Annotated in this window: 15 protein-coding genes and 1 tRNA gene; 9 read left to right on the top strand and 7 right to left on the bottom strand. The window is 56.1% G+C overall.

Annotated features, from left to right (window positions below; genetic code table 11):
• A complete protein-coding gene (gene speB / locus KJ653_03440; protein MBU0684887.1) occupies positions 1–858 on the bottom strand; it encodes an agmatinase in 858 nt (285 codons plus the stop codon).
• A gap of 2 nt (positions 859–860) precedes the next feature.
• Positions 861–1,247: a translation initiation factor IF-5A gene (locus KJ653_03435; GenBank protein MBU0684886.1), complete on the bottom strand. Its 387-nt coding sequence runs from the start codon at positions 1,245–1,247 to the stop codon at positions 861–863.
• A gap of 111 nt (positions 1,248–1,358) precedes the next feature.
• Between KJ653_03435 and KJ653_03430 the strand changes: the two genes are divergently transcribed.
• Complete coding sequence (locus tag KJ653_03430) at positions 1,359–2,576, top strand: M20/M25/M40 family metallo-hydrolase (protein MBU0684885.1); 1,218 nt, start codon at positions 1,359–1,361, stop codon at positions 2,574–2,576.
• 18 nt (positions 2,577–2,594) lie between these two features.
• Here KJ653_03430 and KJ653_03425 read toward each other — a convergent pair whose 3' ends face one another.
• Together KJ653_03425 and mtnA are read right to left on the bottom strand one after the other, a co-directional pair.
• Complete coding sequence (locus KJ653_03425; GenBank protein MBU0684884.1) at positions 2,595–3,659, bottom strand: ribosomal biogenesis protein; 1,065 nt, start codon at positions 3,657–3,659, stop codon at positions 2,595–2,597.
• Between the two features lie 138 nt (positions 3,660–3,797).
• Positions 3,798–4,793 carry an S-methyl-5-thioribose-1-phosphate isomerase gene (gene mtnA / locus KJ653_03420; protein ID MBU0684883.1) on the bottom strand — a complete coding sequence of 332 codons (996 nt, stop codon included), beginning with the start codon at positions 4,791–4,793 and terminating at the stop codon, positions 3,798–3,800.
• 104 nt (positions 4,794–4,897) lie between these two features.
• Between mtnA and KJ653_03415 the strand changes: the two genes are divergently transcribed.
• A tRNA-Val gene (locus KJ653_03415) sits at positions 4,898–4,970 on the top strand.
• Here KJ653_03415 and KJ653_03410 read toward each other — a convergent pair.
• On the bottom strand, positions 4,952–5,599 hold the full coding sequence (locus tag KJ653_03410; protein ID MBU0684882.1) for a site-specific integrase: 648 nt from the start codon (positions 5,597–5,599) through the stop codon (positions 4,952–4,954). The two genes, KJ653_03415 and KJ653_03410, sit on opposite strands and share 19 nt — an antisense overlap.
• A gap of 333 nt (positions 5,600–5,932) precedes the next feature.
• On the opposite strand from KJ653_03410, the gene KJ653_03405 reads away from it, so the two are divergent.
• Entirely contained in the window at positions 5,933–6,343 is a 411-nt protein-coding gene (locus KJ653_03405; protein ID MBU0684881.1) for a hypothetical protein, read from the top strand.
• 114 nt (positions 6,344–6,457) lie between these two features.
• On the opposite strand, the gene KJ653_03400 is transcribed toward KJ653_03405, so the two are convergent.
• Entirely contained in the window at positions 6,458–6,835 is a 378-nt protein-coding gene (locus KJ653_03400; GenBank protein MBU0684880.1) for a DUF1801 domain-containing protein, read from the bottom strand.
• A 143-nt stretch (positions 6,836–6,978) separates the two neighbouring features.
• Between KJ653_03400 and KJ653_03395 the strand changes: the two genes are divergently transcribed.
• On the top strand, positions 6,979–7,617 hold the full coding sequence (locus KJ653_03395) for a PHP domain-containing protein (GenBank protein ID MBU0684879.1): 639 nt from the start codon (positions 6,979–6,981) through the stop codon (positions 7,615–7,617).
• Here KJ653_03395 and KJ653_03390 read toward each other — a convergent pair whose 3' ends face one another.
• Entirely contained in the window at positions 7,618–8,925 is a 1,308-nt protein-coding gene (locus KJ653_03390; protein MBU0684878.1) for a hypothetical protein, read from the bottom strand.
• Between the two features lie 210 nt (positions 8,926–9,135).
• On the opposite strand from KJ653_03390, the gene KJ653_03385 reads away from it, so the two are divergent.
• From KJ653_03385 to KJ653_03365, 5 genes are all read left to right on the top strand, one after another.
• Entirely contained in the window at positions 9,136–9,957 is an 822-nt protein-coding gene (locus tag KJ653_03385) for a GTP-binding protein (protein MBU0684877.1), read from the top strand.
• A gap of 29 nt (positions 9,958–9,986) precedes the next feature.
• Complete coding sequence (locus KJ653_03380; protein ID MBU0684876.1) at positions 9,987–10,583, top strand: METTL5 family protein; 597 nt, start codon at positions 9,987–9,989, stop codon at positions 10,581–10,583.
• A 33-nt stretch (positions 10,584–10,616) separates the two neighbouring features.
• Positions 10,617–11,156: an exosome complex RNA-binding protein Csl4 gene (locus KJ653_03375; GenBank protein ID MBU0684875.1), complete on the top strand. Its 540-nt coding sequence runs from the start codon at positions 10,617–10,619 to the stop codon at positions 11,154–11,156.
• Between the two features lie 66 nt (positions 11,157–11,222).
• Positions 11,223–11,402, top strand: a complete 180-nt coding sequence (locus tag KJ653_03370) for a hypothetical protein (GenBank protein ID MBU0684874.1) — start codon at positions 11,223–11,225, stop codon at positions 11,400–11,402.
• Positions 11,403–11,407: 5 nt separating this feature from the next.
• A complete protein-coding gene (locus KJ653_03365) occupies positions 11,408–12,655 on the top strand; it encodes a serine hydroxymethyltransferase (GenBank protein ID MBU0684873.1) in 1,248 nt (415 codons plus the stop codon).
• Positions 12,656–13,179 lie beyond the last annotated feature (524 nt).

Genomic DNA, 13,179 nt, shown 5'->3' with positions numbered 1-13,179 from the left:
CTACTTCTTGTGCATAGCCTTCCACTTGACGGCCATTACCTCGCGCATCATCCTCGCGCCCAGTATCGATGTGTTGCCGTTGTCGTAGGGCGGGCATATCTCGACCACATCGAATCCGACCAGCCGATCGCCAATCCTGTTGATGATGTACCTAACATCCCAGGGCGTGAGCCCGAACGGCTCGGGAGTGCCTGTCCCAGGAGCGTATGCAGGGTCGATGCCGTCGATGTCCAACGACAGGTAGATGGGCTTTCGCTTCAGCTTTGACAACATCTCCTCGAATACCTTCTCAGTGCCCTCCTCGTGGATCCTGAAGGCATCGGCGTAGAGCGCCTCATCCAATTTCTCGTCCGCGGAGATGGCACGGACCCCGAACGCGAATGCGTTCCCCTTGCCCACATGGTCGACAATACGCCTGTGCGCGCATGCATGGCTGTTCTTCAGGCCCTGGTACTCATCCCTGAAATCAAGATGAGCGTCTATCGTGATGACCGATATCTCACCGAAGGCCTTGACCACGGGAGGGGAGATCGAGTGTTCGCCACCAATGAACAGCGGAAATTTCCCGGCCGAGACTATACTCCTGGCCTCCGCCTCGACGGACTGGACCATCTCGTCCACATGGCCTTCCTCGTACATGTCGCCGGCGTCGTGGACGGGGATATCGTCGAATGTGATGCCGTGCTCGAAGTTCTCTTTCTCGAAGGTCTGTGAGGTCTCCCTGACAACTGTAGGCGCGAACCTCGTGCCGCTCCTATATGTCGTGGTCTTATCGAAGGGCACTCCAACTATCACGAATTCTGCGTCCTCGGGCGAAGAGACCGCGTCCGCATACCTCAGCATGCCGCGAATCGGCATCATCACACCCTTGTGATCTTCTTCCTGTCCATGGTGATGAGGTACAATATCTCGCCGCCCGGCTTCAGGTCGTCCTTCACATCGTCAGTAATCGGCAGGTGGAACATCTCGTATGTCTCAAGGTCCATGAGTTGCACCTCGGCCCCCATGATCGACACGATCTGGGCCGTGCGCTTGTCGATGATGGGTACCTGGACTCTGTGCTTCACTGGGTATACGACGCTCTTCTTGTTCCCGTCGAAAATCCCGATGGCCTCGATCCTGGCCTTGGCCTCTCCATGCTTCCCGGGTTTAGAAGTCGATATGCTTGAGATCTTGCACGGCTCATCGTCGATAACCACGTACCGGCCTTCCCTAAGCTCCCTGACTTCCACCTGCTCCGTAGCCATGGCATTCACTTCGATTCCATCGGTAAAGTATGAGCGCTTAAATACCTTACCGAATGTGGTGAGGGCGCTGAAGGTTCTTTAGATGGCCTATGCCATCTACCTGGCGAGATCATGGCCGTGAAAGGGTCCTCAAACGAGTACATCGACATCGCAGAGTCAATCGACGAGAGGGAACTACTAGAACTCTGCAGGGAACTCATACGGATTCCGAGCGTGTACAGAGATGAGGAAAGGATTGCCAAGTTCATCGCCTCTCGTCTCGACAAGTGGAAACTGGCGCCGGAGTTGGTGCCTGTAGAAGGCTATGGACCTTCCGTGGTGGCGAGGATAGGTCCTAGGAACAGGCCAGCAATTGTCTTGAACGGCCACATGGACACGGTCGAGGTCAAAGACGGCTGGAAGCATGATCCGTTCGGAGCAAAGGTCGAGAAAGGCATGCTCTACGGACTTGGCTCTTTGGATATGAAGTGCGGGCTCGCGTCGCTCATGCTTGCTTTCAGGACTATCGCTCACTCAAATCGGAGGCTTGATTGTAGCATCGTCTTTCAAGCGGTGTCGGGAGAGGAGGAAAACAGCGCTGGAACCAGGACGCTCATCAGCGCGGGCAGGTTCCGGAATGCGAAGGCGGTCATCGTCGGAGAAGGGATCGGCAGCCTTGATGTGATCACAATAGGAAGGCGAGGCGGGTCATACTACGACATCTGGGTCAGCGGAAGGTCCGCGCACGGGTCAACGCCTCGACTTGGGGTGAATGCGATCTCCGACGCGGCGAAGATCGTCACCGCGCTCGATAAGATGGGGATGCGATCTGCGCAAGGCGTCATGTCTGACAACAGCAGTCCGCTAAGGGAGAGCCAACTGGTTCTTGGAATATCTGGCAATAGTACAAGCTACAGCGTTCCTGAGAAGTGCCACATCCGTATGATGAGGGCCACAGTTCCGGGAAAACCATATGACATCAGCATAGAAATCGAAGCGACCATCAAGAAGCTCAAGCTCAATAGCAAAGTGGAAGTCCGACTCAAAGTGGGGTCTGGCGACCCGTACCTTCCTCATATGACGCAGGCAAACAGCGAGCTCGCCAAGGTGACGCGAAAATGGAACACCTACTACACTGGAAAAGAACCTTCGCTCGTCTGCGGGCTCTCGGAGGCCGATGACAATACCATTGCCAAGGAGGTCGGAGTTCCTGTCGTCTGCGTCGGGCCAGGGGAGAAAGGCGCACTCGCGCGGTATCATCAGCCGGAAGAGGCGATAAGTATCTCACAGCTAGGTACAGCCGCGAGGATTCACTGCTCAGCGGTGCTCGAACTCGCACGGGCGAAATGACTTCTCTTAGAATGCTCCCTATCGGTTCCTTCTCGAGGAATCCCTGTGTTTCTGCTGCCTCTTCGGCATCCTCTTCGGGGGGACGGGACGCTGCCTCTTGATCTCGGCCACGCGCTTCTCCAACTGCTCCTTGAGCAATCCTGAGATGTCATTATGCGAGTATTCGTCCGCACGGGCGGCCAAACATATCTTCCCGGCGAGCGCTCGCGCGATCGCGCCCCTCTGCCAACCTGGAGCGTTCCTAACCATCGGATGTGTGAACAGGATGCCGTGCTTGGGTGGTCGGCTACCCTCCTTGAGGTGCCTGAACATCGCCTTCTCAGCTCCAAGGAGCTGGATGGTCCCTGAGGGCATGGATGCAAGTCGCCGCAGGCTCCCTACATGCATGATCAGCCTCGCGCCTATAATCGGGCCGACGAGGTTGCTGACATTCGGCGCGACCTCGCTCATCCGCCTCTCGACATATCTCTCTATCTTGTCTCTCGTCGCCTGCGACTCCTTCAGCGCATGAGCGAGCAGTCTGACGGAATCGAGGTCTTCTTGTGCGACCTCGGAACCAATCGAATCCATCTCGAGGTTGAGCGCGGACAATACCGCGTCTCTCGAACCGTGCTCGGAGATGGCTTTCGTGTACGTCTCTCCCGTCACGACATTCTCGAGCTCCGGGAAGTGCAGCCCGTACCACTCGTGCAGCCTCTCGGACAGCATGTTGTTGGTGAACACGAGGTCGCCATAAGCACGGACTGCTTGACCGAGGTGCACGTCTGGTCCGATGCTGGTTCTCACGACCTGCTTTGCGAGGGCGATGGTGGCCTCCCGATACATGTCCAGAGAGAAACCGTAGTCTTCGGGTTTGATGAACGATGAATCGAACTTGACTTTCTTGCCGTACTCGGAGAGCCTCCGGTCCGTGACCTGCTTGGCGGATGATGCGAGGTTCAGCTCCTCGTCAAGTATCTCACCGTTCCCAATCCTCTCGAGTCTCAGAGCGATCTCCTTCGGATCCTTGGGGAAAAGAGCTGCCTTCCTGACCTTCCCCTCATCGCACAGGAACGAACCGAACCATTTGGTGGTGAGGATCATCGCGCTCTGTATCCTGAACCTGGATAAAAAGGCTACCGGGACTCCATGTCCACTCTCTCACGCTCTCAGGTGGCAATATGCAGTCGAGCTGGAAAGCCCTGGTTGAAGACGCGCCGCGCAGAAGCGGTGATCCCTCAATCATCGTCCCCTTAGACCCGCGAACTCCCCGGGTCTTAGGATCCCCTTTTCTGTAATGAAACCCTTGACATAACGAGCTGGTGTCACATCGAACGCCGGATTCAAAGCCCTTGAGCCTTTCGGGCCTATCCTGCACCCGCCCACCTGTAGTACCTCGTCCTCGGACCGCTCCTCTATCATAATCTCCTTGCCCGTCCTCATCTTGGGGTCGAACGTGCTCATCGGAGCAGCAACATAGAACGGGACCCAGTTCTCCTTCGCAAGCACGGCTATGCTGTATGTCCCTATCTTGTTCGCGAAGTCGCCGTTCCTGGCTATCCTGTCAGCGCCGACGATCACGAGGTCCACTGAGCTCTTCATGAAATGCCCAGCGGCGTTGTCCGAAATGATCGCATGATCTATGCCTTCGTTCCCGAGCTCCCAGGCAGTGAGTTTCGCTCCCTGGAGCCTCGGTCTCGTCTCGTCCACATACACGAAGATACTCTTTCCCTGCCTATGCGCCACCCTCATGGGAGCCAGGGCGGTTCCGAAATCAACGGTCGCGAGCGCGCCTGCGTTGCAGTGTGTGAGTATCCTGTAACCGTCCTTGATCAGCTTGGCGCCGTTCTCGCCGATCTTCCGGCACATTTCCACGATGTCATCTGCGAATGATTCTGCGACCTCCACCAGATCCTCGTCGCATTTCGACAGCATCAGGTTGACGCCGTAGGAGAGGTCGTGCGCGGTCGGACGCGTCTTGACCAGGGTGATTGAGGCCTTGGTCAGATTCTCCTTCCTCAGCCATGCGAGCGCCATGCCGTAAGCTCCGGCAGCGCCTATGGAAGGAGCGCCTCTGATGGTCATGTCTGAGATTGCATGCGCCATCTCAGCGACGGTCCTTATCGTGACAATCTTGAGCTGGCTCGGGAGGAGACGTTGGTCTATCGCCTTGACGACCCCCTTTTCCATCCAGAGAGCTCTGATGTCCCTCTTTCCTTCGGCCGTCCTTACTAGCATCTTTGATCGACCCCATGAATGAGATTGGGTTGATAAAAGAATGGGGTCAGCACAGCTCCAAAAGAATATTAAACCAATCGGGCATTCATCAGCCTGCTCAGGTCGGGCCCATGGTCTAGCGGTTATGACGGCGCTCTCACACAGCGCAGATCACCGGTTCAAATCCGGTTGGGCCCACTCTCACCATCTGGCTCATGCTCGATTCTTTCCACTTTCGGAAAAACTACCGCTTTCTGATACTGGGCATATTGGCTCATTGCCTCGGCCATGTCTTCATGGTCGAGACCGAGATACTTCATCGTTGTGCGTATGTCGCTGTGGCCGAATATCCGAGCTATCTGTCCGATCCTGACTCCAGCTCGGTACATCATTCTCCCACATGTTCGGCGAAGGTCGTGGTTCATGAACTCGATATGTGTCCTCTCAGACAACCTGCCTATGATTGAGTCAACCCCCGACTCCGAGTAGGGATACAGCTTTCCATCTCTCTCATAGATCAAGAAGTCCTCTGGCATCTCCACATTCTGGTTCTTGCCTCTGGCCCTCATCACCATACTGTCCCTCAAATCAAGATAGGCTTCGAGTTCGGCAGGCGTGTCAGGGTGCCAGTCAATGGTTCGAAGCTTGCCACCATACCTACCCTTGCCAAGTATGGAAATGGTGTTGAAGGCCTTGCCAGTCTGGAAATCCTTGGGTCTCAACCTCAACAGCTCGATTCTTCTCCTCGGCGAAGATGCCCCAGGAAGGACATTTTCGAGGGTCAGCCACTCGGTTTCGTAGTCCCTTATCCCATATGACGACTTCATGCAACCAGGACATGACCATGAGAAAAAGGACGAGAAGGGGTTTGTATCATCTCTCGCATCCTCGGCGATGAGATTTCCGAAAGCGGAAATTTCCGACCTCTAGCCAGTCGGCCTGACCCGCCCTAATCCGGTTGGGCTCACTTCTCTTCTCTCCAGCTGGGCCGAGGAACGAGTCGACACACCCGAAATTCGTGGTTCGAGTTAAATAGGTCAAAGTCTTTCGTCAACGTCGGGTGCGTTTGCATGGAACAACAAGAAGAATCACCTCAACAAGGGTCTTGGCCAGAACACTCTCATCCCGACGTCCGGACGACCCCGGGGTTCGGATGGAGAGTGGCAGCATCGATATTGATAGTCATTGGCTGGGTGAGCGTCCTGATCCTATGGCTGTTTTTCTACGCAGGGGATTTCGACATATTCCAGAACCTGGCAATCGTGATCGTGTCGGTGCTCGTGAGCGTCGGCGTACTCGGCGCGATGTGGGCGCCATGGGGTATGCGGATGGCTACGAGGGCGGGCGTGGCGCAGCCCATGCAGTTCGGCCGTCCGATCCTGATGACCGTCATATCCATTGCGTCCGGCATCGGATGGCTGGTGTTTCTCATAATCTGGCTGTTCTTCTATGCAGGAGACTACAACGGCTACCAGAACCTCGCTGTATTCATCCTGTCCTTGCTCGTGGTCGGGATTGTGAACGGCGGCGGCTGGGCGCTCTGGAGCATGCTGAAGCGACGCAGATTCTGAGAAAGAATATGTCACGCAATAATCTCTGCGGCCCATAGAGGTTTCTTCACGCTGCATAAGAGGCTTGTGAGGCAGAGGCCTCCTGGCGTCTGGGTCAATGCCGCCTGACAACACTCAGTGCCCTTTCTTGTCGAGAGCCATCGCCTTGGCCAGGATACTTCTGAACACCTTCGGATTGATATCGGAACTTGTGACCACAATCAAGTGTCTCATGACTCTTCCTTTCCCCTCCAGCAGGCCGCTCTCGTCGTCGACCTCGGCTCCTTTCCAGATCCGCAGGTTCACTTGTTTCTTGAACACCAGAATCATGCAGATGACCTCGTTCCGTTGATACGTCAGGGTCTTCCACTTTATCAGTTCCTTGACACCTGGTATCGAATCGAGTATAAGCTTTCTCAGATTCAGAACGATACCCTTCTTGCTTTCGTCCAGGTCGTCGACGAACTCGCGCACCTCGGGATTCATCGCCTCGCCCATGTGATGTGCCTCCATCGAAGAGGGACCTGCGTGTGGCTAGGTCAATCTTGCGCCAAATCGCGATTCCAAGAACTTCAGAGAGAGTATCGATACGGAGACTTCGACCGAAGCATTATGTGAAGGCGCGGATATCCGTGTGGAAACCGGAGGACAAGAGTTTGGAGGTCGATCTTCACATGCACTCGTTCTACTCGCCTGACTCTCGAAGCAAGATCGAAGCGATGGTCAGGAGAGCCTCGGATGTCGGCCTTGGTGCGATTGCCATCACTGACCACGACTCTTGGGAAGGGGCAAGAGCCGCGTCGAGGGTCACTCCGCCCAACCTATTGATCGTTCCCGGCGCGGAGCTCAAGACCGACAAGGGGGATCTTGTAGCACTATTCGTGGAGAAGGAGATCAAGTCATACTCGTTCGAAGAGGCGGTGGAGAAGATTCACGCTCAGGCAGGCATCGCTATAGTACCTCATCCGGGCGAGTCACGCAAGGTCACCAAGGGGGCAATCGAGATTGCCGACGGTTATGAGGCGTTCAACGCTACGCTCAGCGCGAAAGACAATCAGAGATCCGTCGACCTCGCCTCCGGACTCAACAAACCAGGGATTGCTGTCTCCGACGCTCACCTAGTCATGGAGATCGGCAACGGCAGGATCCAAGCTCCTGACTGCACGAGCCTTGCAGAGCTTCGCGAGGTCGTGCTCAAGAACCCAGTCATCACCAGGAGGGTCCGGTCCAATCCGCTCATCCACAGAACCAACGAGGCGGTCCTGTTCGGCATCAAGGGCATCTGGCGCAGATGATCATTGCGGCTTCTGCTTGAGTGTTCGGACGCGCGCGCCCGAAGCCTGCTGCAAGAATTCCTCGATCTTGATGATCCTGTTGTTCGTCCTGGCGATGTTCTCCTTGAGGTCGGCTACGGCCAGAACAAGTTCTCCGTGGACCGCCGGCTTGGCCTGCTGCGCCTGGATCCACTGCTGGACCTGTGTCTGGAGGGCGCTGGCAGACTTGTCGAGCATCTCGAGCCGCTGTTCCATGTCCTTCGGAAGCGCGACCGAGACATCCGCCCTAGCCGCTCTCTCTTGAATCCTCACTTCGAGCTGCCCAAGAGCCTTCTCTAATGTGGCGATGCGCTTCTCCAGATCGGCCGGAGCCCCCGTCTCGGCAATGCTCCTGCTGGACTGGTCCTTCAGATGCAACACAGTGGCAGCAACCGTCTTCTCGATCCTCTCCAGCCTGGTCTCAAGGTCCTTCGGGAGCTGCAGGTCGGAAGGATGTTTCGAGGCTCCAGCAAAAGCGGAAAAGCCCTTGTCGATCTTCTTATCAGATGCTTGAAGGATCACAGCGAGGCCTTTCGATACCCTCTCGTCCACAGTCCTGTTGAATTCGGACAGGGCCTTCTTCATGGCCTGCTCGAGCTCCTCGAGCTTCTTGTCCTGGGCCTCAGCTCTGCGGATGACATCGGACATGTCCCCGAGCTCGGTTACGATCCTCTGAAGGAGTTCTTTCTCCTGGTCGCCAATGCACGTCTCTGTATGAACTCCTGGATAGTTCTTGAGCGCATCTATCATCTGCAACATGTCTAGCTCGGGTCCCGCGTTCCGGATGGCGTCCTTGATTGGCTCTAGCTTCGCGAGTTCACGCTCCCCGAGCTCTACCATGGACTTGTTACCCTTTCCAACTCTGGACATGCCTTGGAGTATCTTTTCCAGCTGCGTGACCGCCTTGGATATGGACGAGTCCTCGAGGGTGCGTATGTCTCTAATCGCGTCCTTCTTGCCCCTCGAAATGGCGTCAGCGACTGAGATGCCTTCGTGGGCGTACACGGTAACGAGGTATGCGACGCCAGACATCACCTTGCCCTCGACAAAGTCCCAGTCGCAGGTCTTCGCCACGACATTCTGTTTGTCCGCCTTCTCGAACAGCATTGCGATGCAGCTGTTCGGCATCTGGCTGACCTCTATCTCATAGAACTGGTTCCTCGCCAGGAAGGGCTCATGCTCCGGACGTTCCTTCTTGACGGTATTCAGGTAGGCGCCCATGTAGGAGATAGCATAGTTCTCAAGCGCCTTCTTAGCGGGAAATGAGGCCTGGGGAGAGGAGTTGTCCATTTGATCTTCTCGGGGATTATCGGCTATCTATTATTGAGCTTTTCCTACTTGGGTTCAGTGCATGATTCTCAGCTAGGCCAGTAGAGTCTTACACCCAAAGAAATGGATCGAGAGCACTGTGTGCCAGCTCCGTGGGGCTCTGGAAAGGGTTATGTATTCTCTGATGCATCGCATCCCAAGTCATTATTCATCTTCCAGGCTGGGAATCAAGTGAGCATAATCAAGTCTAAGCGATATATCAAGAAGGTCGCGCTCGTTGGCGATTCGTCGGTCGGGAAGACTTCCATGATCCGCAGATTCGTCATCGACGTGTTCGACGACAAGTACATCGCGACCATAGGTGCCAAAGTCAGCAAGAAGGATCTCGAGTACAAGCTTCCCGACAAGACCGTCTATCTGACGCTAATGATGTGGGACATCCTGGGGCAGAAGGACTACAAGAAGATGAGGACCCAGGGGCTGACAGGCGCGCACGGAGTAATCTTGGTCTCCGACCTGACTCGGCTCGAGACAGTGAAATCGGTCGAGGACTTCTGGCTTCCCGAGGTCAGTGAGGTCGTCCCAAACGCCCCGGTTCTGCTTGTCGGCAACAAGTCGGACCTGGCCCCAGCAGAATCGCCCGGCGCCCTGGCACTCAAGCAGGTCTCAGTCAAAATGGAGGTTCCGCTGCTCCTAGGAAGCGCGAAGACTGGCGAGAATGTCGAGGCAACCTTCAGGAAGATCGGAGAGTTGATGACATGGACTGACTCTGGTGACAAGAAAGGTTCCCAGGAGCCCACAGCGGAATCCCTCGCGCAGGCCGTAGACGACGTCGTCAGCGACTTCTGCGAACAGTACGGCGACACTTCGAGGGCCATGGATATAATCGAGCGTGAGTTCACTAAAGCCAAGGTCAACGTCAACGCACCCGCGAAGGACTCGCTGCTCATGGCGATCGAGTATCTGTCCGACATCGAGCGCGACGTCCATGGAAGAGACGTGTCCGAGGTCAACAAGCTCAGGCGCTGGAAGATGATCGACGAGGTCAGGTAGGCCCTGGGCCACTTTCTAGGGGCTTATCCATGAAGAAGCGGCAACTCGAAATAGTGCTTCAGAAGCTGATGCCGCTGAGTTCCAGATCCTCGAGACTGGAACAGTACTTGACCCCGGCGGACGTCGCCACCGACATCCTCTGGGAGGCGTTCACGGCCGGGGACATCGAGGGCAGGTCGGTCATCGACCTCGGCTGCGGCAACGGCGTGTTCGCGATCGGCTCCATGCTGCTGGGGGCCGGGAATGCCACCGGGATAGACATCGACCCAGGAGCGGTCCGGACAGCCCATGGGAATGCCAAGGCACTCTCCCTCGACATCGACTTCAAGGAGCAGGACGTCTCATCCGCAACGGGCAAGTTCGATACAGTCCTCCAGAACCCGCCCTTCGGGGCACAGACCCAGCACGCGGACCGTGCGTTCATCAAGAAGGCCTTGGAGCTAGCGCCGAGGGCCTACAGCCTTCACAATGACGGCACTGAAGACTTCGTGGCCAGGCTGGTATCTTCCCTGGGAGGGGATGTCAAGCCACTCAAAAAGTATAAATTCGAGATACCATATGCGTTCGAATTCCACAGAAAGGCTACCGAGACCGTTTCAGTAGTTCTTTTGAGGTTTGAGAGATAGGTGATTCAGCTGGCTAGGACTGGTCGAAAAGTGTTGCCGGGGGACGAGGTGGCCATCGCCGAGGAGTACATGTCCGGCGAGGGCACATACGAGATGGACGGGAAGATATTCGCTAGCGCGGTCGGAGAGCTCGACCTGGACCCCAGAGACAAGCTGGCTAAGGTCATTCTGGACAACCCGCCGGTCGTTCTACAGGAAGGCGACTTGGTGCTCGGAGAGGTCACGGACACGAGGCCGGCCATGGCAATAATCTCGATCATAGCACAGGAGGGGAACGCGAGGGCGGTGTCCTCGGAGACACTCGCATCCGTTCACGTTTCTAAGCTGTCAAGTTCGTATGTTGAGGACGCTGGGGACCTCATGAGGCCGGGGGACATCATCAGAGGGACAGTCATCCAGGCCGATCCCTCGGTTCAGCTATCGACTGCAGGCCCACACTTCGGAGTTCTCCGGGCGCTCTGCGGAAGGTGCAGGAGCCCGCTGGAGAAGAAGGGCAGAGGTCTGTACTGCGAGAAGTGCGACAGGACTGAGAACAGGAAGATCGCGGACGACTATCGCTCGTTCTCCCAGTGAGAGGCAAAGCGCAAGCCCCATATAGCGGGATTGCGGATAGGTTGGCCGGCAGAAGGGGGAGCACATTTGACAGAGAATGACAAAGGACTCCTCGCTGAGATCGATCGACTCAGGGAGGACGTGAAGCAACTCCGGGAAATCGTGAACGTGCTCGTGAACGTAGTGATGGAGGAGGACATGGAAGAGGAAGAGCCCGAGTTCCCCTCATACCCTGGCAACGAGAACAGGTTCAATATCTACAATTGACTTAAGTGGAAGAGCCCGTTACCCCGATGGGGAACGAGATGAAGAACACATACTTCTTGGACAGCATGAGGGCTCAGGAGAAGTGGCGCATTGAGGATTCCATAAACCTCCTGCCCTCGGAGAACCAGACGAGCCCACAGGTAAGGGCGCTCCTGTCATCGGAGTTCGTGAACAGGTACACGCTTCCCCTGAACTCCGTCTCCGGCGGCGAGTTCATCGAGAACGCCTACAGGGGCACCAGGATCACCACGGAGGTCGAGAGGAAGGCGGAGGAGGCGGCCCGCGAGGTCTTCAAATCGAAACACGCCTGCGTGCAGCCCATGTCGGGCCACATCGCGGCGATGATCACAATCGTGTCGACCACCAAGAAGGGCGACGTCATGTGCGCGATACCCCCGGAAAACGGAGGGTACGACGGATACGCCCCCAACTATCTGCCGGACATCTTCGGGCTCGGAGCGTTCACGCTGCCGTTCGATATGGACAAATACAATCTGGACACTGAAGCAGCAGGGGATGTCATTCTCAAGCGGAAGCCCAAGTTGGTAATCCTGGGAGCATCGCTGATACTGTTCCCCTACGACATGAAGCCTATCAGGGAGGCCTGCGATGACGCGGGCTCCACCCTGGTGTATGACGGTTCCCATGTCCTGGGCCTCATAGCCGGCGGGGAGTTCCAGAATCCCCTGAAGGAAGGCGCTGAGATTCTCTACGGTTCCACTCACAAGAGCTTCTTCGGCCCCCAAGGAGGCATCATACTCACAGACCGCAAGGAGCACGACGAGTCCATCAGGAGGAATCTGACCTGGCGGATAGTGGATAACGTGCACTGGAACAGAGTTGCCTCTATGGGCCATGCGCTCCTGGAGATGAGGGCGTTCGGACCGAAGTATGCAAAGCAGGTCGTCAAGAACACTCAGAGGCTCGGGAAAGAGTTGAAGGAGAGAGGCTTCCCGATCATGTTCGAAGAGCTCGGGTTCTCTAGGTCGCACCAACTCCTGTACGACGTAAAGGAGATGAGAGCTATCTATGGCTTGGGCTTGAACGATTTCTCCATCCGGATGGAACGGTCGAACCTGATCATCGACTCGGTCGGGAGGATCGGCACTGGTGAGATCACCCGAATGGGGTTTAGGGAGAAGGATCTGTCAGCACTAGCGGACCTCTTCATGGCCGCGACCAAGGGCAAGAACGTGAAGAAGGATGTCAAGACTCTCAGGGATGATTTCGACATGGAGTACAGGTTCAGATAGAGCCGGACACGAACTGGTCTTAGATCCGTGCCCTTGCGCGTCCTGATTCCTTGGTGCGAACTGACGTTCAAATCGGAGATGCTGAATCTTGTCTCAGGAAAATGCGGAATGGGTCAACCTGCGTCTGCAAATGTGAGAAGAAAATCGTGTGGAATGAAAGGCGATCCCATTTTCAACCGGCAAGAAGTTCCGCAGGACCGGCCGTATGTTGGGAAGGGATTCCTGCTCGGGACACCTTCAACTACGGGGCGATTAACGCCCCAACTCGCATGCGAGACAGAATTGCGCGGGCGCAACCAGGAGTCTGCCGCAATCCTGGCAGAAGCAGTCGTTCCTGAGTGTAGTGCTCCCCTCCACCAGCCTCCAGTCGCGGCCCGGGCGCATCCTTCTTCTCCGTGCTATCGCTGAGCACCTCTGGCAGCTCGAGTAGTACTCAGGTGAATGTCTCTCGTCAGGGTCCAGTCCGCACTTTGGGCACTTCAAGGCTATCGCCTACTCAAGTAGACCTATTAACGCTGTTATAT

Source organism: Candidatus Thermoplasmatota archaeon (assembly GCA_018814355.1).
Classification (GTDB): domain Archaea; phylum Thermoplasmatota; class Thermoplasmata; order UBA10834; family UBA10834; genus COMBO-56-21.
Note: the sequence above shows the minus strand (reverse complement) of the source record. Positions and strands in the feature narration are given on the sequence as shown.